The organism is Nocardiopsis sp. NPDC050513 (genome assembly GCF_044457925.1).
Classification (GTDB): domain Bacteria; phylum Actinomycetota; class Actinomycetes; order Streptosporangiales; family Streptosporangiaceae; genus Nocardiopsis.
In genome coordinates, this window is sequence record NZ_JBITHK010000002.1 from 278,557 (window position 1) to 298,129 (window position 19,573).

12 protein-coding genes are annotated in these 19,573 nt (G+C 73.5%); 5 read left to right on the forward strand and 7 right to left on the reverse strand.

Going from position 1 to position 19,573, the window contains the following annotated elements:
• Positions 1–138: 138 nt before the first annotated feature.
• From ACIBFB_RS03905 to ACIBFB_RS03915, 3 genes are read right to left on the reverse strand one after another with little or no spacing between them, the layout of a single operon-like run.
• Positions 139–3,204, reverse strand: coding sequence for a TRAP transporter permease (locus ACIBFB_RS03905; protein ID WP_397225893.1), 3,066 nt, complete (start codon positions 3,202–3,204; stop codon positions 139–141).
• 42 nt (positions 3,205–3,246) lie between these two features.
• Positions 3,247–3,732, reverse strand: coding sequence for a DUF1850 domain-containing protein (locus ACIBFB_RS03910; protein WP_397225895.1), 486 nt, complete (start codon positions 3,730–3,732; stop codon positions 3,247–3,249).
• 50 nt (positions 3,733–3,782) lie between these two features.
• Entirely contained in the window at positions 3,783–4,823 is a 1,041-nt protein-coding gene (locus ACIBFB_RS03915; RefSeq protein WP_397225897.1) for a TAXI family TRAP transporter solute-binding subunit, read from the reverse strand.
• A gap of 310 nt (positions 4,824–5,133) precedes the next feature.
• Here ACIBFB_RS03915 and ACIBFB_RS03920 point away from each other — a divergent pair, with 310 nt between their 5' ends.
• Positions 5,134–7,296 (forward strand): S9 family peptidase, encoded by a 2,163-nt coding sequence (locus ACIBFB_RS03920; RefSeq protein WP_397225899.1) that lies wholly within the window; start codon positions 5,134–5,136, stop codon positions 7,294–7,296.
• A 394-nt stretch (positions 7,297–7,690) separates the two neighbouring features.
• Here the strand turns inward: ACIBFB_RS03920 and recX are convergent, their stop codons facing one another.
• The 3 genes from recX to ACIBFB_RS03935 form a co-directional block, all read right to left on the reverse strand.
• Positions 7,691–8,269, reverse strand: a complete 579-nt coding sequence (gene recX / locus ACIBFB_RS03925; RefSeq protein ID WP_397225901.1) for a recombination regulator RecX — start codon at positions 8,267–8,269, stop codon at positions 7,691–7,693.
• Positions 8,262–9,404, reverse strand: coding sequence for a recombinase RecA (gene recA, locus ACIBFB_RS03930; protein ID WP_397226427.1), 1,143 nt, complete (start codon positions 9,402–9,404; stop codon positions 8,262–8,264). Before recA ends, recX begins: the two co-directional genes overlap by 8 nt.
• A 172-nt stretch (positions 9,405–9,576) precedes the next feature.
• The gene (locus tag ACIBFB_RS03935; protein WP_397225903.1) at positions 9,577–9,771 is read right to left on the reverse strand and encodes a DUF3046 domain-containing protein; all 195 of its coding nucleotides are present in this window, start codon (positions 9,769–9,771) and stop codon (positions 9,577–9,579) included.
• A 159-nt stretch (positions 9,772–9,930) separates the two neighbouring features.
• Here ACIBFB_RS03935 and ACIBFB_RS03940 point away from each other — a divergent pair, with 159 nt between their 5' ends.
• The 3 genes from ACIBFB_RS03940 (at position 9,931) to ACIBFB_RS03950 (ending at position 16,699) form a co-directional block, all read left to right on the forward strand.
• Positions 9,931–14,448, forward strand: a complete 4,518-nt coding sequence (locus ACIBFB_RS03940; RefSeq protein ID WP_397225905.1) for an ATP-dependent helicase — start codon at positions 9,931–9,933, stop codon at positions 14,446–14,448.
• A gap of 73 nt (positions 14,449–14,521) precedes the next feature.
• Positions 14,522–14,989 (forward strand): GNAT family N-acetyltransferase, encoded by a 468-nt coding sequence (locus ACIBFB_RS03945; RefSeq protein ID WP_397226429.1) that lies wholly within the window; start codon positions 14,522–14,524, stop codon positions 14,987–14,989.
• A 36-nt stretch (positions 14,990–15,025) separates the two neighbouring features.
• A complete protein-coding gene (locus ACIBFB_RS03950; protein ID WP_397225907.1) occupies positions 15,026–16,699 on the forward strand; it encodes a protein kinase in 1,674 nt (557 codons plus the stop codon).
• Positions 16,700–16,749: 50 nt separating this feature from the next.
• Here ACIBFB_RS03950 and ACIBFB_RS03955 read toward each other — a convergent pair whose 3' ends face one another.
• Positions 16,750–17,958: an ROK family transcriptional regulator gene (locus ACIBFB_RS03955; protein ID WP_397225909.1), complete on the reverse strand. Its 1,209-nt coding sequence runs from the start codon at positions 17,956–17,958 to the stop codon at positions 16,750–16,752.
• A gap of 254 nt (positions 17,959–18,212) precedes the next feature.
• Here ACIBFB_RS03955 and ACIBFB_RS03960 point away from each other — a divergent pair, with 254 nt between their 5' ends.
• The gene (locus ACIBFB_RS03960; protein ID WP_397225911.1) at positions 18,213–19,502 is read left to right on the forward strand and encodes an extracellular solute-binding protein; all 1,290 of its coding nucleotides are present in this window, start codon (positions 18,213–18,215) and stop codon (positions 19,500–19,502) included.
• Positions 19,503–19,573 lie beyond the last annotated feature (71 nt).

The window sequence follows — 19,573 nt, forward strand, 5'->3', positions numbered from 1 at the left end:
TACGACTCTGGCTCACCGTCCCAGGCTAACCGGTGGCGCGGACACGTGGACCACGGCGCGGACTCCGGTCGCGGGACGGCCCGTGCCGCCGACCGCGACGGGTCGGCGGCACGGGCCGCGCACGGGGTGGGACGGAGCTCAGTCCTCGCCCTCGGCCGACTCGACGGCCGGCCCCTGGCCGGAGGAGGCACCGGCCCCGCTGTTCGCCTCCGCCTTGGCGGGAGCGGAACCCACCGGCGGGATGACCCGCGCGCCGCCCTCCCGGCGGGTGACCAGCTTCTCGTGCCCGATGACCGCCACCAGCAGGACCAGTCCGACGATGTTGGTGGCGAGGCTGCCCGAGACCAGGCACAGGCCGCCCACGACCAGTCCGATCCGCTTGTACCAGGGCAGCGGCCGGTCCAGGTACCCGACCAGTCCGAGCGCCACCAGGACCGCGCCGACCACGCCGGTGACCGCGGCCACCGTGCCCGTGAACCAGTTCACCTCCAGCAGCAGCAGCTCGGGGGAGAACACGAACATGTACGGCATCACGAAGGCCGCGATGGCGATGCGCACCGAGTAGAACCCGGTCCGGATCGGATCGCCTCCGGAGATGCCCGACGCCGCGTACGCGGCCAGGCAGACCGGCGGGGTGATGTCGGCGAGCACACCGAAGTAGTAGACGAACAGGTGCGCCATCAGCAGCATCGCGAGCCGCTCGTCGACCTCGCCCTCCAGGATCGCCACGATCGCCGGAGCGGCCAGAGTCGCCGTGATGACGTAGTTCGCGGTCGTGGGCAGACCGATGCCCAGGATCAGGCAGGCGACCATCGACATGAACAGGACCAGGAACAGGTCCACCCGCATCGTGCCGACCGCCGTGACCCCGAAGTCGGCGCCCGCGCCCGTCCACGCCAGGACGGGAGACGTGGCCACCGCCGTCAGCAGTGAGGCCAGGCCCGCGCTGATCGACTCGGCGATCCCCAGCAGACCGCTGCTGAGCTTGAGGCCGAGGTCGGTCGTGGTGATGACGCCCGCGATGATGCCCGCCGACGCGCACGCCACGATGATCGGGATCGCCAGGCGGGCCGCGCCCACCAGCCCGTCCAGGAACGAGTGCAGGTTCAGCTGGTCCTCACCCGAGGCGCTCCAGCGGTGGAACGCCACCGACACGGCGATGCCCGCCAGCGTGAGGAGCACCGTGGCGCCCAGGGCGACCATCCCGCGGTCCATTCCGGCCATGAGCGCCTGGGCGACGGTCACCAGGACCGCCGCGGCGCCCGCCGCGACGACGATCGGCAGGGACAGCCGCATCGCCGCCCCCAGCACGTCGCCCAACGGCCTGGTGCCGATCCTGCCCGTCTCCTCGGCCCGCTGGAACGGCATGAGGAGGAACTGCGTGACGATGTTGACCGCGACCGTCGCCACGACCGCGCCCATCGCGGAGTACATCGGCGAGAAGCCCATCGACAGCAGGGCGAAGATCGCCACGACCGGCGCGATGAGGTATCCGCGCGTGATCATGAGCCGCCGCAGGTTGGGCAGCAGCTCCTTGGGCAGGCCGCCGATGCCCATGCGCTTGGCGTCGTAGTGGACGACCACGTACTGCGAGACGAAGAACATCACCGCGGGGATCGCGGCGGCGGTCAGGATCTGCTGGTAGGTGGCGCCCGTGAACTCGATCATGATGAACGCGCCCGCGCCCATGATCGGCGGCATGATCTGCCCGCCCGTGGAGGAGGCGGCCTCGACCGCCCCCGCGTACTCGGGCTTGTACCCGGACTTCTTCATCATCGGGATGGTGAACGCGCCGTTGGAGACGGTGTTGGCCACCGAACTGCCCGTGATCGTCCCGGAGAAGGCGCTGGTGACGATACCGACCTTGGCGGTGCCGCCGACCGACGACCCCGTCGCGCCCAGCGCCAGGTCCGTGAAGAAGCGCTCCATGCCCGTCCGCTGGAGCATCGCGGCGAAGATCATGAACAGGAAGATGAACGTCGCCGAGATGCCGAGCGGCGTCCCGAACACGCCCTCCGTGCCCACGTACAGGTTGGTGACGATCTGGTCGACACTGGAACCGCGGTGGCGCAGGAACCCCGGCATCGACTGGCCGAAGTAGGCGAACGCGATCAGCGAGCCCGCCAGCACCACCAGCGCCGGGCCCAGCACCCGCGAGGCCGCCACGAGGATCAACAGCAGGCCGATCGTCCCGACCGTCACGTAGGTCGCGTTGTAGATGCCGACCGACCGGGTGATCTCCTCGTAGTTGACGAACATGAACAGCCCGGCGAACAGACCGAGCCCGGCCAGCGCGACGTCGAACACGGGCATCCCCCACACGTTCCAGGGGACGTGCCGCGCGCACTGGACCACGACCAGGACGACCAGCGCCGGGCCGAGCACGTTCCACTGCGCGATCCCGGCCAGCCACATGTAGACCAGGGTCACCGCGCCGACGGCGGTCAGCCCCCACCGGGTGACCACCGGCCACAGCCAGACCGGGAACACCGACGGGAACCGCGTCAGCGCCACCGCCCCCGCGACGGCGACCACGACCAGCACCAGGCCCAGGATCGGCAGGAAGAAGAACCCGCCGCGCGCCTCACTCGTGACCAGGTCCAGCGCGACCAGTGCGGCGCCGACCAGCAGGGTCCACCCCGCGGCCCCCTGCGCCCTGGACGGGGCGGCCGTCCCGCGGGTGCGCCACAGGAGCACCCCGGCCCCGCCGACCAGCAGGACCGCGATCAGGCCGAACACCCACTGCGGCAGGTACAGGTACATGCTCGCGTTCGAGCCGGAGAACACGCCGACGCCGATGTAGCCCACCAGCAGCCCGCTGAAGGCCATCGCACCGCCGTAGAAGGGTCCGTGGGGGCCCTCGGCACGCGGTTTGGTCGGGTAGAGCAGGAACACCAGGCCGAGGCCGAGCGCGAGGTGGAACGAGCGCTGCTGGAGGGGCGGGAGCGTCTGGGTGAACGCGGTCCACAGGTGGAAGACGGCCAGGGCCAGGGCGACGGCGAACACGCCCCACCGCCACACGGCCCGCAGGTCCGTACGTACGCCCTCGACCCCCGTGTCCTCGGTGAAGTCGTGCTCCTCCAAGGCCTCCAGATCCCGCTCGATCTCCTCCAGTGCCCGGGGGGTGGGCTCACCGCCGGCGGAGGCTCCGCCCGCGGTCGCTGCGGCACCGGATTCGCCGGCGCCCTTGGGGTCGGTCGTCATCACCCTCATCCTCGTCATCGGTGGGGGGACACCCCACGGCCTTCACTTCAGGTGCGCGCCCGGACGGGTCTGCACGTACAGCTCCACACTCGCACGGGGGTCCACCAGGTCCAGGAGCCGGAACTCCCGGCCCCGCAGGGTCAGCCGGTGGTCGACGTCGGGCGTCCCCACGAGCATCCGCACCGTGCCGAGCGGACGTCCGTGGTGGTCGACGCGGTAACCCCCGTCCTCCTGGACGAAGGTCGAGGTCACCCCGTCGACCGTTTCCGGTCCCGAGGGGAGGTTGGCTCCGTGGGCGTCGGCGCGGATCTCCTCCAGCGCCAGCCCCGAGGAGGGGGAGACCGAGTAGACCTCGTGCACCGGACGCCGGTGCACGGAGTGCGTGTGGCTGAGCTCGATCCGGTCCCCGATCTCGACCGGGACGCTGAGGACGGGCGACTCATGGCCGTACACGCGGACGGCGAACCAGGCCGAGCCCGTGTCCGCGGAGCCGGTCAGGAGCAACGCGCACCCCAGCAGGACCGTCACAAGCGCAGGGCCGCCCGGAATCCACCGAGCGGCCCTGGGCGAACGGGTCATCAGTCGAGGAGCCCCTGCTCCTCGTAGTAGCGCTGGGCGCCGGGGTGCAGCTCCATCGAGCCCAGGCCGTCCAGGGCCGTGTCCAGCAGGACCTGGCCGCCGACGTCGTGGCCGATGTCGCCCGCGTCCTCGTACATCACGCGGACCAGGTCGTAGGCGAGCTGCTCGTCCAGGGCCGAGGTGGTGTAGAGGGTCGCCCACTGGGTCAGGGTGACGACGTCCTCGTCCTGGCCGTTGTAGGTGCCGCCGTCGATGGTCAGCGGGCTGTAGCTCGGGTCGTCGGCCATGAGGGAGTCGGCCTCCTCCCCCTCGAGCGGCAGCAGCCGGACGTCGTTGCTCGCCGAGACCTCGACGATGCCCGCCGCGGGCACCGACAGGATGCCGAAGGCGGCGTCGACCTGGCCGTCGCCGAGCGCGGTGGCCGCGTCGCCGAAGGTGCTGTCGTAGGCGTTGATGTCCTCGTCCGGGTCCAGACCGTAGGCCTCCAGGATCTGGCGGGCGGCGACCTCGGTGCCGCTGCCGGGCGGCCCGATCTCGACGTTCATGCCCTCCAGGTCCGCGATCGACTCGATGTCGGAGTCGGCGCGGACGACGACCTGCATGACCTCGGGGTAGATGTTGCCGAGCGCGAGGATGTCGTCGGGGCTGCCGAGCGGCTCCTCCTCGAAGGGCCCGGTGCTGCTCTGGGCCTGCATGGCCACACCGTTGACCGCCATGATGAGTTCGCTCTGGTCGATCGCGCCGGCCTCCGCGTCCTCGGTCTCACCCTCCAGGGCACGCAGGTTCTGCACCGAGGCGCCGGTGGCGAACGTGTCCACCTGGACGTTCTCGATGTTGCTGCTCCACAGCTGTGCGATCTCACCGCCGAGGGGGTAATAGGTACCGCCGGTGGAACCCGTGGCGAGCTGGAGGAATGTGGTCTCCGCATCGTCACCGCCGGGGCCTTCGACGTCCTCGGGGGCCGCGCAGGCCGACAGGGCGACCACACCGGCCGCGGCGATCGCCACGGAGGCCCGGATGGTCCCGCGTCCCTTGCTCATCGCTGGCTTCCTCTCTAGCAGTGTGGGTGACGACGGGGCCTCGGCCGCGCACGGTGATCCACCGCCGTTCCCTCGACCATTCATCACCTGGTGATATCCGCGAAAGCCTAGAACGGCGCGTTGATCCCCGCCGTGTCTCGCCAGTCACGAATAGAGAACGATACTCAGCGGTCGGCGTCGCCTCCGCCGTGTCACACGCTATGGCCTGCGGGGATGCACGCACCGGCGATCTGATCTCCCGAAAGGGGGCCCGGACGACTAAGGTCGACATGTCATCAGTTTTCCATTCACGACCCTTCCTGAGCGGGACATGTCTGAACTGTCGAGCCCCCACGGCTCATGGCCCTCGCCCATCAGCGCCGGTGACGTCGCCCGGGGTGTGCACCGGATGTCCTTCCCCTCCGTCGTCGGCGACGAGATCTGGTGGGAGGAGGAGCGCCCGGCGGAGGGAGGACGCTCCACCGTCATGCGCCGGAACCCCGACGGCGCCGTCGTCGAACTCCTGCCCGCGCCCTGGAGCGCGGGCACACGGGTGCACGAGTACGGGGGACGCTCCTACCTCCCGGTGCCCCGGCGTGACGACAAGGCCCTCACGCGCATGGGCATCGTCTTCGCCAACGCCGAGGACCAGCGCCTCTACCTGCTCGAACGCGACGCCGCGGCGCCGACTCCGCTGACCCCCGAGCCCGATCGCCCCGCCGCGCTGCGCTACGCCGACCCGACGCTGAGCGCCGACGGCAGGCAGATCCTGTGCGTGCGCGAGGAACACGTCGCGGACGGCGTACGCCGGGCCGTGGTGACGGTTCCCCTGTCCGGTCGGGGCGCCGAGGACCCCGCCGCCGTCCGCGTCCTGGCCTCCGGCGCCGACTTCTACGCCTCGCCCGTCCCCTCCCCCGACGGCCGGCGCCTGGCGTACGTGCGCTGGAACCACCCGAGGATGCCCTGGGACGGCACCGAGCTGCGGCTCGGCCGGCTGGAGGACGCGACGCTGACCGGGGAGGTCACGCTCAAGGGCGGGGTCGACGAGTCCGTCGTCTCGCCCACGTGGGTGGACGCCGACACCCTGTACCTGGCCTCGGACTGGCCGGGCTTCTGGAACCTGTACCAGGCGGGCGTGACCGGCCAGGCGATGGCGCTCTACCCGGCCGAGGAGGAGTTCCACGCCCCGCCCGGGCACCTGGGCCACCGGTCCTACGCGGTCCTGGACTCCGGGAAGGTCGTGGTGCTGCACGGGAACACCGACCTGGCGCCCAGCGTGTACGACCCCGACACCCTGGAACTGACCCCCGTGACGACCGGATTCACCTCGTGGGCCCAGGTGGACTCGGACGGGGTCGGCGTGGTCGCGGTGGCCGCCTCCCCCACGCGCCCCCAGTGCCTGGTCCGGCTGCACCCGGAGTCGGGGCGGGTCGAGGTGCTGCGCGAGTCGCTGGACGCCCTGCCCGACGCCGCCCACCTGCCCGTGCCCGAGCACATGACGCTGCCGGGGCGCTACGGGCGGCCCGTCCACGCGAACGTGTACCGGCCGACCCACCCCGGGGTCACCGCCGAGGGCCCCGCGCCGTTCGTCGTGTGGGTGCACGGCGGCCCGGTCGCGCACGCCTCGCACGCCCTGGACCTGGCCAAGGCCTACTTCACGAGCCGGGGCATCGGCGTCGTGGACGTCAACTACGGGGGATCCACGGGCTACGGCCGCTCCTACCGCACGCGGGTGCACAAGGAGTGGGGCGTGGTCGACGTGGAGGACGCGGCGGCCGCGGCGCGCGCCCTGGTCGACCAGGGGGTGGCCGACCCGAAGCGGCTGGCGATCCGGGGGCCGAGCGCGGGCGGGTTCACGGCCCTGCTGTCGCTGACCGGGGACACGTTCGCCTGCGGGGTGTCCTACTACGGGGTGGCGGACCTGCTGGGTCTGGCCGAGACCACGCACGACTTCGAGTCGCGGTTCCTGGACTCGCTGGTGGGGACGTTGCCGGGGTTCACCGAGCGGTACCGGGAGCGGTCGCCGATCAACCGGATCGACGAGATCGACGTGCCGGTGCTCCTGCTCCAGGGGACCGACGACCGGGTGGTCACGCCCGACCAGGCGTTCACGATGGCCACCGCCCTGGGCAAGCGGGGGGTGCCGTACGCGCTGCTGGAGTTCGAGGGCGAGGCGCACGGGTTCCGGTCGGCGGCCTCGCGCGTGCGCGCGCTGGAGGCGGAGCTGGCCTTCTACGCGCGGGTGTTCGGCTTCGACGCGGACGTGGCGCCGCTGACCCTGGAGACCGAACCGCCCGCGCCGCGCCCGGAGCCGGAGGCGCCCGAGTCGGCGGAAGGCGCCGAGGAGCCGGGCGGGGCGCCGGCCGCGGACGAAGCCGGTGCGGCCGGGGACGCGCGGTCCCCGGAAGCCGAGGCGGCTCCGGACACCGCCGACGCGCCGGTCGCGGACACAGCCGCGCCGTCACCGGCCGAGGGCGGCGGGACCGCCGGCTGACGGCTGTCCACAGGCAGGGGCGCGGTCCGGGACCATGCGCCGACTGGCGGCTGTCCACAGGTACGGGCGCGGTCTGGCGGGACGAGCGGACCGCGCCTACGCTCGAATCGGGGGACGTGCTCCACCCGTGGGCGTGTGATGCGCCCCCAGTTCCAGTATCCCCCTGGAGTGCGCCGATCCGCCGAACGAGTTCCGCCCTGTGGACGACCGCGGACGGGCTCCGCCCTGTCGGCTGCTGGGGACAGGCGGCCGTCCCGTCGTGCCGGGATTCCTCAACCGGGCCGGGGAAGGCCGGACCCCGCGCCGCGCGTGGCCCGGTCTCGCCGTGGCCCCGGTGGTGGCCTCCGGAGACGTGCGTGGGATCGGTGGCGAGCCCGTCCCGGCCTGGCAGCGGTCAGAGCTCCGGATCGTCCGATTCGGCCTCGACGCCCTCGCGCTCCAACTCCTCCCGCACCACCCGGTAGGCCAGTCCGGACGAGTACCCCTTGCGGGCGAGCACGCCCAGGGCCCGGCGGATCCGGGTGTCGCGGTCCCTGCCCCGGGACATCTCCAGCCGTCGGCGGGCGAGGTCGCGGGCGGCCTCCACCTCGTCCTCGTCCGACAGGTGGGCGACGGCGTCGCGCACGGTGTCCTCCTCCACCCCGCGGGTGCGCAGTTCCCTGGCCAGGGCCCGCCGGGACAGGCCCCGCCCGTGGTGGCGGGAGGTCACCCACGCGTTCGCGAAGGCCGCGTCGTCGATCAGCCCGGCGTCGCCGAAGGCGCCGAGCACCGACGCGACGGTCTCCTCGGAGAACTCCCGGCGCAGCAGAGCCCGTTCCAGCTGGGCCCGGGTGCGCGGGGAGTGGGTGAGCATTCTCAGGCACAGAGCCCGCGCCCTGGCCTCGGGGTCCTCCCCGGGCGGGCGGGACCCGCCCGGGGAGATCTCGTCCTCGGGTGGCACGGAGCGGTCCGCGGACCGGCGCCGGTCACGCATCAGGGGCGGGCGCCTTGGTGGGCTTGGCCGGGGCGCGCTTGGCCGGAGCCTTGGCGGCGGTCTCCTTGGCCGGAGTCTCCTTCGCCTCGGAGTCCTTGGCGGGGTCGGCGACGTCGGAGGCGGAGGAGCTGTCGTCACCCGCGCCGGGCACGCCCAGCTTCTCCTTGATCTTCTTCTCGATCTCGTTGGCCACGTCGACGTTCTCGCGCATGAACCGGCGGGCGTTCTCCTTGCCCTGCCCCAGCTGGGTGCCCTCGTAGGTGTACCAGGCGCCGGACTTGCGCACGATGCCGTGCTCCACGCCCAGGTCGATGAGGCTGCCCTCGCGGGAGACGCCCACGCCGTACAGGATGTCGAACTCCGCCTGCTTGAACGGCGGCGCGACCTTGTTCTTGACCACCTTGACGCGGGTGCGGTTCCCGACCGCGTCGGTGCCGTCCTTGAGGGTCTCGATGCGGCGCACGTCCAGCCGGACCGAGGCGTAGAACTTCAGCGCCTTACCACCGGTGGTCGTCTCGGGAGATCCGAACATCACACCGACTTTTTCACGAAGCTGGTTGATGAAGATCGCGGTGGTGCCGGTCTGGTGCAGCGCGCCGGCGATCTTGCGCAGCGCCTGGGACATCAGCCGCGCCTGGAGGCCGACGTGGCTGTCGCCCATCTCGCCCTCGATCTCCGCGCGGGGCACCAGGGCGGCCACGGAGTCGATGACGATGATGGAGACCGCGCCGGAGCGGATCAGCATGTCGACGATCTCCAGCGCCTGCTCGCCGGTGTCCGGCTGCGACAGCAGGAGGTTGTCGGTGTCCACGCCGATCTTCTTGGCGTAGGCGGGGTCGAGCGCGTGCTCGGCGTCGACGAACGCGGCGATCCCGCCCGCCTTCTGCGCGTTGGCCACGGCGTGCAGCGCGACGGTCGTCTTTCCGGAAGACTCGGGACCGTAGATCTCCACGATCCGCCCCTTGGGGAGTCCCCCGATGCCGAGCGCGACGTCGAGCGCGATCGCCCCGGTGGGGATCGACTCGATCGGCGGGCGCTCGTCGTCGCCCAGGCGCATGACGGAGCCCTTGCCGAACTGCCGCTCGATCTGCGCGAGCGCTGTTTCGAGAGCCTTGTCTCGGTCACCAGATGCCACGGGGTACCCCTGTTGGGTCGATGCCTTCTTCTTCATGATGCGCACGACGCTACGCGGTCGGTCCGACAAACGAGACGCCCGACCTTCGTCTGTGGACAACCCACCCTACCCGAACCTCTGTTCGATTGTTCGAACGAGTGCCGCGTCCGCCGACGGCCGCTCCCGGGCGGCCTCAGCGGACGGACTGGGGCAGGCCGAACGCCTCGCACACGGCGCGCCACACGTCCTTGGCGGCCACCCCGTCGGCGAGCGCCTGCTGGACGGTCCGCGAACCGAGTCCCTCGATGACGTAGTCCTTGGCCAGGCTCTCCGCGTAGGCCTCGCCGAACTGTTCGTGCATGTTCCGCCAGAAAACCGTGAGTCTCATCGGTCCCAGTATCGGCGATCGGAGCCTCCTTCGCGCCCCTACCGGGGGAACGTCCCCGCCGAGGGGAGTACCGCGCCAAAGGCGTCGCCACCCCTCCGCGCAGCGGCCCCCTGTGCGTCCCGCCGGGGGAACGTCTCCGCCACGGGGCACACTCAACCTATGAGCCACGCCTCACACTCCCTGGACCGCTTCGCGCCCGCGACCCGCGCCTGGTTCGACCAGGCCTTCCCCGCGGGGCCGACCGCCGCCCAGGCCCAGGCCTGGTCCGCCGTCGCCGAGGGCCGGAACGTGCTCGTGGTCGCCCCCACCGGGTCCGGCAAGACCCTCTCCGCCTTCCTGTGGTCCCTCGACCGCCTCTCCTCCACGCCCCCGCCCGAGGACCGCTCCCGGCGCTGCCGCGTCCTGTACGTGTCGCCGCTCAAGGCGCTGGCCGTGGACGTCGAGCGCAACCTGCGCGTCCCGCTCGCCGGGATCTCGGAGCGGGCCGAGGCGGCGGGCGTCCCGATCACCCCCGTCACCGTGGGCGTCCGCACCGGCGACACCCCCGCGAGCGAGCGCCGCCGCCTGGCCACCCACCCGCCGGACGTGCTCATCACCACGCCCGAGTCCCTCTTCCTCGTCCTCACCTCGCGCGCCCGCGAGGGCCTGGCCGGGGTGGAGACCGTCATCGTCGACGAGGTGCACGCCCTGGCGGGCACCAAGCGCGGCGCCCACCTGGCGCTGAGCCTGGAACGGCTGGCGCAGCTCCTCGACCGGCCGGCGCAGCGCATCGGTCTGTCCGCCACGGTGCGCCCCCGCGAACTGGTCGCCGGGTTCCTCGGCGGCGCCGCGATCGTCGCCCCGCCGGACACCCCGCACATGGACCTGGGGGTGGTCGTCCCCGTCCGCGACATGGACGAACCCGGCCCCGCCCCCGGCGCGGGGGACCGCGGGCTCTCGCGCGGGTCGATGTGGCCGCACGTGGAGCGCCGGGTCCTCGACCTAGTGGAGCGGCACACCTCCACGATCGTGTTCACCAACGGCCGCCACACGGCGGAGAAGCTGTGCGCCCGCCTCAACGACCTGCACGCCGAGCGCGTCGGGGCACGGCTGCCGCCCGAGGAGGTCCCCGCACTGGTCATCGCCCAGTCCGGGAAGTCGCGGGGCGCCGAGCCGGTGGTCGCGCGCGCCCACCACGGGTCGATGTCCAAGGCCGAGCGGGCGCTGGTCGAGGACGACCTCAAGTCGGGCCGCCTGCCGTGCGTGGTGGCCACGTCCAGCCTGGAGCTGGGGGTGGACATGGGCGCGGTCGACCTGGTGGTGCAGGTGGCCGCTCCCCCGTCGGTGGCCAGCGGCCTGCAACGGGTGGGCCGGGCGGGGCACCGGGTCGGCGAGGTCTCGCGCGGGGTGTTCCTGCCCCAGCACCGCGGCGACCTGCTCGCGTCGGCGGTCGTGGCCGAACGGATGCGCGCGGGCGGCATCGAGCCGCTGGAGATGCCGCGCGACCCGCTCGACGTGCTCGCCCAGCAGATCGTGGCCATGGTCGCGATGGACGAGTGGCCGGTGGCCGACCTCGCGGCCCTGGTCCGCCGCGCGGCCCCGTTCGCGGACCTGGCGGACCCGGTGCTGGAGTCGGTGCTGGACATGCTGTCCGGCCGCTACCCCTCGGACGAGTTCGCGGAGCTGCGGCCGCGCGTGGTCTGGGACCGGGAGGCCGACGTGCTCCGGGCCCGGCCGGGCGCCCAGCGGCTCGCGGTGATCAGCGGGGGCACCATCCCCGACCGGGGGCTGTACACGGTGCACCTGTCCGACGCGCCGACGGGGTCGCGCGCCCCCACCCGGGTGGGCGAACTGGACGAGGAGATGGTGTACGAGTCGCGGGTGGGCGACGTGTTCGTGCTGGGGTCGTCGTCCTGGCGGATCGACGCGATCACGGCCGACCGGGTGCTGGTCAGTCCGGCGCCGGGGCGGCCGGGGCGGATGCCGTTCTGGAAGGCGGACGCGATCGGCCGCCCTGCCGAGCTGGGCCGGGCGGTCGGCGAGCTGACCCGGGAGCTGGCCGCGGCCGACCCGGCGGAGGCGCTGAAGCGCGCCGCGGCGGCGGGGCTCGACGACTGGGCCGCGGACAACCTGGTGGCGTACGTGGCCGAGCAGCGGGAGGCCACGGGGCAGGTGCCGGACGACCGGACGGTGGTCCTGGAGCACTTCCGCGACCAGGTGGGCGACTGGCGGGTGGTGCTGCACTCACCGCTGGGCGCGCGGGTGCACGCGCCGTGGGCGCTGGCGATCGGCCAGCGGCTGCGGGAGGAGCTCGGGCTGGACGCCCAGGTGGTGCACGGGGACGACGGGATCGTGGTGCGTCTTCCGGACGTGGAGCACGACTCCCCGGTGTTCGCGCGTGAGCTCGCCGGACTGGTGTCGCTCGACCCCGACGGCGTGGAGGCCCTGGTGACGGAGGCGCTGACGGGATCGGCCCTGTTCGCGGCGCGGTTCCGGGAGTGCGCGGCGCGCGCCCTGCTGCTGCCGCGGCAGCGCCCGGACCGGCGGATGCCGTTGTGGCAGCAGCGGCTGCGGTCGGCGCACCTGCTGTCGGTGGCGGGGCGGTACGGGTCGTTCCCGATCGTGCTGGAGGCGGTGCGTGAGTGCGTGCGGGACGTGTTCGACGTGCCCGCGCTCGTGGCGTTGTTGACCGACATCCGCGCGCGGCGGGTGCGGGTGGTGGAGGTGCGCACGGAGTGGCCGTCGCCGTTCGCGCGGTCGCTGTTGATGGAGTACACGGCGGCGTTCCTGTACGAGGGCGACGCGCCCGCCGCGGAGTCGCGGGCGCGGGCGCTCACCCTGGACCCGACCCTGTTGGCCGACCTGCTCGGCCAGGCGGACCTGCGGGAGCTGTTGGACCCGCGTGTGGTGGAGGAGGCCGACGCCCAGCTGCAACGGCTGTCCTCGCCGGTCCGGGACGCGGAGGGGGCGGCCGACCTGCTGCGGGAGGTGGGCCCCCTGACCACGGGCGAGGCCGCCGAGCGCGGTGTGGCCGCGGGTTGGCTGGGCGGGTTGGAGGCCGCCGGGCGGGTGGTGCGGGCCCGGGTGGCGGGCGCGGAGCGCTGGTGCGCGGTGGAGGACGTGGCGCGGCTGCGGGACGGTGCCGGTGTGGAGCCGCCCGCCGGAGTGCCCGAGGCGTTCCTGGAGCCGGTGGCCGCGCCGAGGCGCGACCTGGTGTCGCGGTACGCGCGCACGCACGGCCCGTTCGTCCCGGCGGAGGCCGCGGCGCGTCTGGGGTTGCCGGAGGACTCCGTCGTGGCGGAGTTGCGCGCGCTGTCCTCGACCGGGCGGGTGGTGCGCGGAGGCTTCCGGCCGGGTGGATCCGGGACCGAGTGGTGCGACGCCGAAGTGCTGCGCCGTCTGCGGCGCGGGTCGGTGGCCCGGTTGCGCCGGGAGGTCGAACCGGTCGACCCGTCGGCCCTGGCGCGGTTCCTCCCGTTGTGGCAGAACGCGGTTCCGGGCGAGCGGCTGCGGGGGCCGGACGCGGTGTTCGCGGCGGTGGAGGCCCTGCGCGGCGTGCCCGTGGCGGCGTCGGCGCTGGAGTCGCTGGTGCTGCCCGCCCGGGTGGAGGGGTACGCGGCGACGGGTCTGGACGAGTTGACCCAGGCCGGGGAGGTCGTGTGGGCGGGAGCGGGCTCCCTTCCGGGTGGGGAGGGGTGGGTCGCCCTGGCGCCCGCGGACGAGGCCGCGCTGCTCCTGCCCGACCCGGTGCCGCCCGGACCGGGCACGCTCGCGGACACCGTCCTGGGCGTGCTGCGCGAGGGCGGGGCCCTGTTCTTCCGCGACCTGGCCGACCGGGCCGCGCGCGCGACCGGTGGCGCGGCGCTCGCGGACGCGGACGTGGTGGCGGCGCTGTGGGAGCTGGTGTGGTCGGGCCTGGTGACCAATGACGGCGTGGCGCCGCTGCGGGCGCTGCTGGGCTCGGCCCCCGCTCCCCGGTCGCACACCCGGCGGCGGCCGGGGCGGCCGGGGAGGCCCGTCATGCCCTCGCGTACGGGTCCGCCCACGGCGGCCGGGCGCTGGTCGGCACTGCCGGACCGGGAGACGGATCCGACGCGGGTGGCGTTGGCGCGCGTGGAGGCGCGGCTCCAGCGGTCGGGGGTGTGGGTGCGCGGCCAGCGCCAGGGGGTCCAGGACGAGTACCGGGTGCTGCGGTCGATGGAGGACGCGGGCCGGGTGCGGCGGGGGTACTTCGTCGAGGGGCTCGGCGGCGCCCAGTTCGCGCTGCCGGGTGCGGTGGACCGGCTGCGGGCGCTGACCGGTGACGGGCCCGGCGGGTCCCTGCCGCCGGTGGTGCTGGCGGCCACGGACCCGGCCAACCCGTTCGGTTCGGAGCTGCCGTGGCCCCGGGGCGCGGAGGACGTCCACGTGTCCCAGCGTCCGGGGCGGACGGCCGGCGCCGTGGTGGTGGTCGACGGCGGGCGGCTCACGTTGTTCGTGGCCCGGGGCGGGCGGTCCGTGCTGACCTTCGGTTCCCCTCCCGCGTCGCTGGAGCGGGCCGCCCGGGCGTGGGCGGAGGTCGTGCGCGCGGGCGCGCTCGGTACGGTCACGGTGGAGCGGGCGGACGGCGTGGAGGTGTTCGGCACCCCGCTGGACGCGGCGCTGGTGGCGTCCGGGTTCCACGTCACGCCCAAGGGGCTGCGGATGCGCCCTGGATAGCATCCGAGCGGCCCTCCGCGGGGGAGGGCGGTGCGACGTACGGGAGGTGGACGTGGACGCGGAGATCCGTCCGATGCGGCCGGAGGACGTGCCCGACGTGGTGGCGACGTCGCTGGCGGCCGACACGGTGTTCGCCGACGCCGGTGTGGTGCTGCCGCCGGACGATCCGCGTGAGCTGGTCGGGCACGCCGACCGGATCCTGGTCGCGGGCGAGCCCGTGTGCGGACTGGCCGCCACGGTCACGGTGGACGGTCACACGCACCTGGAGCAGCTGGCCGTGCACCCGGGCCACGGTCGGCGCGGGCTCGGCTCGGCCCTGCTGGAGGCCGTGTGCGCCGAGGCGGTCGGGCGCGGCGACCGGGAGCTGACCCTGACGACCTTCCGCGACCTGCCGTGGAACGGGCCCTGGTACGCGCGGCGCGGGTTCGTCCCGTTGGCGCGCGGGGAGTGGGGACCGGATCTGGAACGGGTGTGGGAGGCCGAGGAGCGCGCGGGGATCGGGGTCCTGCCCCGGATCGCGATGGTGCGCCGACTGGTCTGAACGGGCCGGGGCCGAGGTCTGGGAGGATGGGCGACCATGGGCCCCAACCTCCCCTCAGACCCTGCCGCGAATCGTGAGTCCCCCGCGCGCCGCGGCTCCGTCGGACGGTACGAACTCCGCGCCGAGCTCGGCAGCGGCGGCATGGGCACGGTCTGGCGCGCGTTCGACCCGGCGCTGGAGCGGGAGGTGGCCGTCAAGGAGGTGCACCTGCCCGCCGAGCTTCCGCCGCGGGAGCGGGAGCGCGCCCGCGCCCGGGTGGTGCGCGAGGCGCGGGCGGCGGCGCGGATCTCGCACCCGTCGGTGGTCACGGTGCACGACGTGCTGGAGGTGGACGGTACGCCGTTCATCGTCATGGAGCTGCTCGACGGCGGGTCGCTGCGGGAGCGGCTGCGCCGCGCGGGCCCGTTGTCGGCGGCGGAGGCGGAGCGGATCGCCCGGCCTCTGCTGGGCGCGCTGCGCGCCGCGCACCGGGCCGGGGTGATCCACCGGGACGTCAAGCCGGCCAACATCATGCTGTCCGAGGACGGGCGGCGGCCGGTGCTGACCGACTTCGGCATCGCCAACCTGCACGACGGCGGCGCGACCGCGCTGACGGGGACCGGGGCGATCCTCGGCACCGCCGAGTACGCCGCGCCCGAGCGCCTGGACCGCGACGAGACCACGCCCGCCTCCGACCTGTGGAGTCTGGGCGCCACCCTGTTCGCGGCCCTGGCCGGAACGTCGCCGTTCAAGCGGGAGACGCTCACCTCCACGCTCACGGCCGTGCTCACGATGCCCGTGCCGCCCGCGCCGGCCGGCGGGCGGGTGGGCGCGGTGGTCGGCGGACTCCTGGACCGGGACCCGCGCCGGCGCCTGACCCCGGACGGCGCGCTGGCGCTGCTCGACGGCTCCGGGCCGGGTCTCGCCCGAGGGTCCGCCGGGCCGCACGGGGACCCCGTGCCTCCGACCGCGCGCCCGCCCCGGTCCGCGGCGCCGCTCCCCGCGCCTCCCGTGGTCGCGCCGCCGTCCCAGCGGCCCCCTCGGCCGTCGCCGTCCCGGCGGTCGCCGTGGCGGGTGGCACCGTGGGTGGCCGCGGCGGGACTGGCCGTCGTGTCGACGGGCGCGGCGGCGACCTGGGCGCTCACCCGGGACGCGGCCGGCACCGGCGACGGTGCGGTGGTCGCGGTCGAGAGCGGGGGACCCGCCGCTGGCGCCTCCGGGACCGGGAGCGTCCCCGAGGGGTTCACCGTCCTGGAGGACGACTCGGTCCGCCTCGCGTACCCCGAGGACTGGACCCCCGTGGACGTCAGGGACGGCGACGACGGGAGCACGGCGACCCTGCGCCTGGCCGAGTACGACTTCGAGACGGGCGTGGACACCGCGACGGTCACGGTCAGCGCGACCGACCAGGAGGTCGTCCTTCTCGGCCCCCGGGACTCGCACCTGCGGATGGAGGAGATCCTGACGGACGGGGCGGAGTACACCGAGGTCGAACGCGTCCGTCTGGAGGACGAACCCGCGCCGGAGGGCTTCGAGAGCGCCGTGTACGAGGTGACCTTCCGCCACGGGGAGCGCGAGATCCCCGAACGCTGGCTGCTGGCCCGGGAGATCACCGACCTGGAGGACGCGGTCACCTACCGCGTCACGCTCAACCTCCCGGCCACGGCGCGGGAGACGCACGCGGAGGTCGTGGAGGAGGTCGTGGACTCGTTGGCGCCGACCGGCGGCTGAGCCGGCGGCCGCGCCCCGTCGGGTGAGGGGGCGGGGCACGGCGCGAGGGCTCAGACGGTGGAGGAGAAGACCTCCTCGCGGGCGCGCTCCAGGGCGTGCAGGAGCGCGCCGCGCACCACGGGGCTGCCCTCGACCGTGCCCAGCCGGACCTCGGTCTCGTTGGGGGCGATGCGCGCGGTGGCGGCCTGGATCCGCTCGGCGAGCTTCTCCCCGCCCGCGCGGGCCACGTCCCCGCCCAGCACGACGAGTCCGGGGTCGAGGATCACGCTGACCGCCGCGACACCGCGTGCCAGGCGCTCGGCGAACAGGTCCAGGAAGGCGTCGGCCTCGGCGGTTCCCGCACCGGACGCGGCCGCGACGACCTCGGTGACGTCCCTTCCCCCGACCCCGTGCTCACGGGCGAGCGCGACCACCTGCTTGGCCTTGACCAGGGCTTGGAAGCCGTGCGGGAGCTCTCCCTCCGAGGCCGGAGACTCGTAGCCGCCGGACACGCCGGCCTCGACCGGGGTGGGCGCTCCGGGCACCGGGAGGTAGCCGATCTCGCCCGCCCCGCCGGAGCGGCCCCGGTGGATCCGGCCGTCGATCATGGTGGACATGCCGACCCCGCCCGCGGCGCTGAGCCAGATGAGCACGAACTCGTCCACGCCGGAGGCGGCGCCCGAGTCGTGTTCGGCGAGCGCGGCCAGGTTCACGTCGTTCTCGATCACCACCGAGCGCTTCAGGTCGGCGCGCAGGGCCTCCAGGACGCCCTCGTGCCAGGAGATCAGGTCGAAGGAGAAGCGGATGTCCCCGGTGCGCGGGTCCACCACGCCGGGGGTGCCGATGACGCACGCCCGGACGCGGTCGAGGGGCACCTCGGCCGTGTCGACCAGGCGCATGACGGCCGTGTGGACGAGGGCGACGGGGTCGTCGGAGGCGCTCGGGTCGACGGTGACGCCCCCCACGACCTCGCCGGTGATGTCCGCGATGGTCGCGGTGACGCGGTGCGCGCTGACGTCGAGGGCGGCCACGTAGGCGCTCTCGGGCACGACGGCGTACAGGGCCGCGTTCGGCCCCCGCCCTCCGGCCTGGCTGCCCACGACGCGTACGAGGTCGCGTTCCTCCAGCCGCGCGAGGAGTTGTGAGGCCGTTACCTTCGAAAGGCCGGTCCTCGTCCCGAGCTGCGTCCGGGTCAGCGGACCGGCGGACAGCAGCAGTTCCAGTGCCGCGCGGTCGTTGAGCTGGCGCAGCAGCCGGGGAGTCCCCGGACGTTGAGACATAACCGTGACACCTCACCCTGTTTTTATTAGGAAAGTTTCCTGTTAATTTAGCTCACAACCTCACAGGAGGTCACGTCCCGGCAGGTCCGACCTACGATCGGACTCCCCGGTACCCGCGCCGGCGGGGCGGCCAACGTGCTATCCGAGCACATCCCCCAGTCAAACGTCGAGGCGGCGGGATCAGTCCATGATCCCAGGCCCCCTCGAGCACAGGCGTCGTACCCGGCGCGTCGTGCGAAGGGAGACAGGTACACATGAAGTTCCCGAAGATCGCCGCGGCCACGGCCGCGGTGCTGCTCGCGGCCGCGTGCTCCGGCGGTTCCGACGACGGAGACGGCAGCGGCGGCACGGGCGACGCCCCGGAGACCCTCACCGTCTGGCGGATGGGTGACGCCACCGAGGCCCAGACCGCGTTCATGGACACGGTCTCCGCCCAGTACCAGGAGCAGTACCCCGACACCGAGGTCGAGGTCCAGTGGATCCCGTGGGGCGAGTTCTCCCAGCGGTTCCAGACCGCCCTGGTCAGCGGCGGCCCGGACGTCGTGGAGATCGGCAACGACCAGGTGTCCACCTGGGCCGACGCCGGCGCCCTCTACGACGTCGCCGAGCTCGCCGAGGGCTGGGAGGACCGCGAGGACATCCTCGAGGGCGCCTACGCCAACGGCACCTTCGACGACGCCCAGTACAGCGTTCCGTGGTACAGCGGCGTGCGCGCGCTCTGGTACAACGCCGACTGGCTCCGCGAGCTCGGCCAGGAGCCGCCGGAGACCTGGGACGACCTCGTCGAGGTCTCCGAGGCCATCGAGGCCGAGTACGACGTCCCCGGGTTCGCGGCACCGACGGACTTCATGAACGGCATCGCCAGTTTCGTGTGGTCCAACGGCGGTGACTTCGCCACCCTCGAGGGCAACGAGTGGGTGGGCCGACTCGACTCCGACGCCACCGCCGAGGCCCTGGAGTTCTACGCGGGTCTGACCGTCGACGGCGTCTCCCCGAGCGCCTGCATCGGCCTGAACGAGGTCGACTGCGCCCACGCGGACTTCGCCAACCGCGAGCTGGGCATGTTCATCGACGGCCCTTGGGCCCGCGCCCAGATCGAGGACATCAACGACGAGTACGCCGACCAGTGGGCGACGGCGCCGATCCCGGGCGCCGAGGGCATGGCCCCGGCCTTCGGCGGCGGCTCCGACCTGGCCGTGTGGAACACCACGGAGTACCCCGAGGCCGCGTTCGACTACATCACCACGCTGAACAGCAAGGAGAACGCGCTCCCGTACAACGAGGTCTCCTCGATGTTCCCGACCTACGGGGACGTCCTGGAGAGCGAGGAGTTCCAGACCGACCCGGTCCTGGCCGGCGCCGCCACGCAGGCCGCCGGTGACCTGCGGCTCTTCCCGGAGACCCCCAACTGGGGCCACGTCCAGTGGGAGCTGACCACCGTCCAGACCGCCGTGCAGCGCCTGGCCGAGGGCGAGTCGGCCGACGACGTCCTGCCCGAGTTGAACGAAGAGCTCACCGAGGCGCTCAACCGCTCCACCGAATAGTCGCGTCCGCGTGCCCGGAGCACACGGCAGGGGGGTGGTCGCCGCCGACCGCGGCGGCCGCCCCCGTCCTA

Excerpts from the sequence above, each read along its gene's own strand:
- ACIBFB_RS03915 (WP_397225897.1), bottom strand. The coding sequence starts at position 4,823 with ATGAGCAAGGGACGCGGGACCATCCGGGCCTCCGTGGCGATCGCCGCG.
- ACIBFB_RS03905 (WP_397225893.1), bottom strand. The coding sequence starts at position 3,204 with ATGACGACCGACCCCAAGGGCGCCGGCGAATCCGGTGCCGCAGCGACC.
- ACIBFB_RS03920 (WP_397225899.1), top strand. The coding sequence starts at position 5,134 with ATGTCTGAACTGTCGAGCCCCCACGGCTCATGGCCCTCGCCCATCAGC.
- ACIBFB_RS03950 (WP_397225907.1), top strand. The coding sequence starts at position 15,026 with ATGGGCCCCAACCTCCCCTCAGACCCTGCCGCGAATCGTGAGTCCCCC.
- ACIBFB_RS03960 (WP_397225911.1), top strand. The coding sequence starts at position 18,213 with ATGAAGTTCCCGAAGATCGCCGCGGCCACGGCCGCGGTGCTGCTCGCG.
- ACIBFB_RS03935 (WP_397225903.1), bottom strand. The coding sequence starts at position 9,771 with ATGAGACTCACGGTTTTCTGGCGGAACATGCACGAACAGTTCGGCGAG.
- recX (WP_397225901.1), bottom strand. The coding sequence starts at position 8,269 with ATGCGTGACCGGCGCCGGTCCGCGGACCGCTCCGTGCCACCCGAGGAC.
- ACIBFB_RS03955 (WP_397225909.1), bottom strand. The coding sequence starts at position 17,958 with ATGTCTCAACGTCCGGGGACTCCCCGGCTGCTGCGCCAGCTCAACGAC.
- ACIBFB_RS03940 (WP_397225905.1), top strand. The coding sequence starts at position 9,931 with ATGAGCCACGCCTCACACTCCCTGGACCGCTTCGCGCCCGCGACCCGC.
- ACIBFB_RS03945 (WP_397226429.1), top strand. The coding sequence starts at position 14,522 with ATGCGGCCGGAGGACGTGCCCGACGTGGTGGCGACGTCGCTGGCGGCC.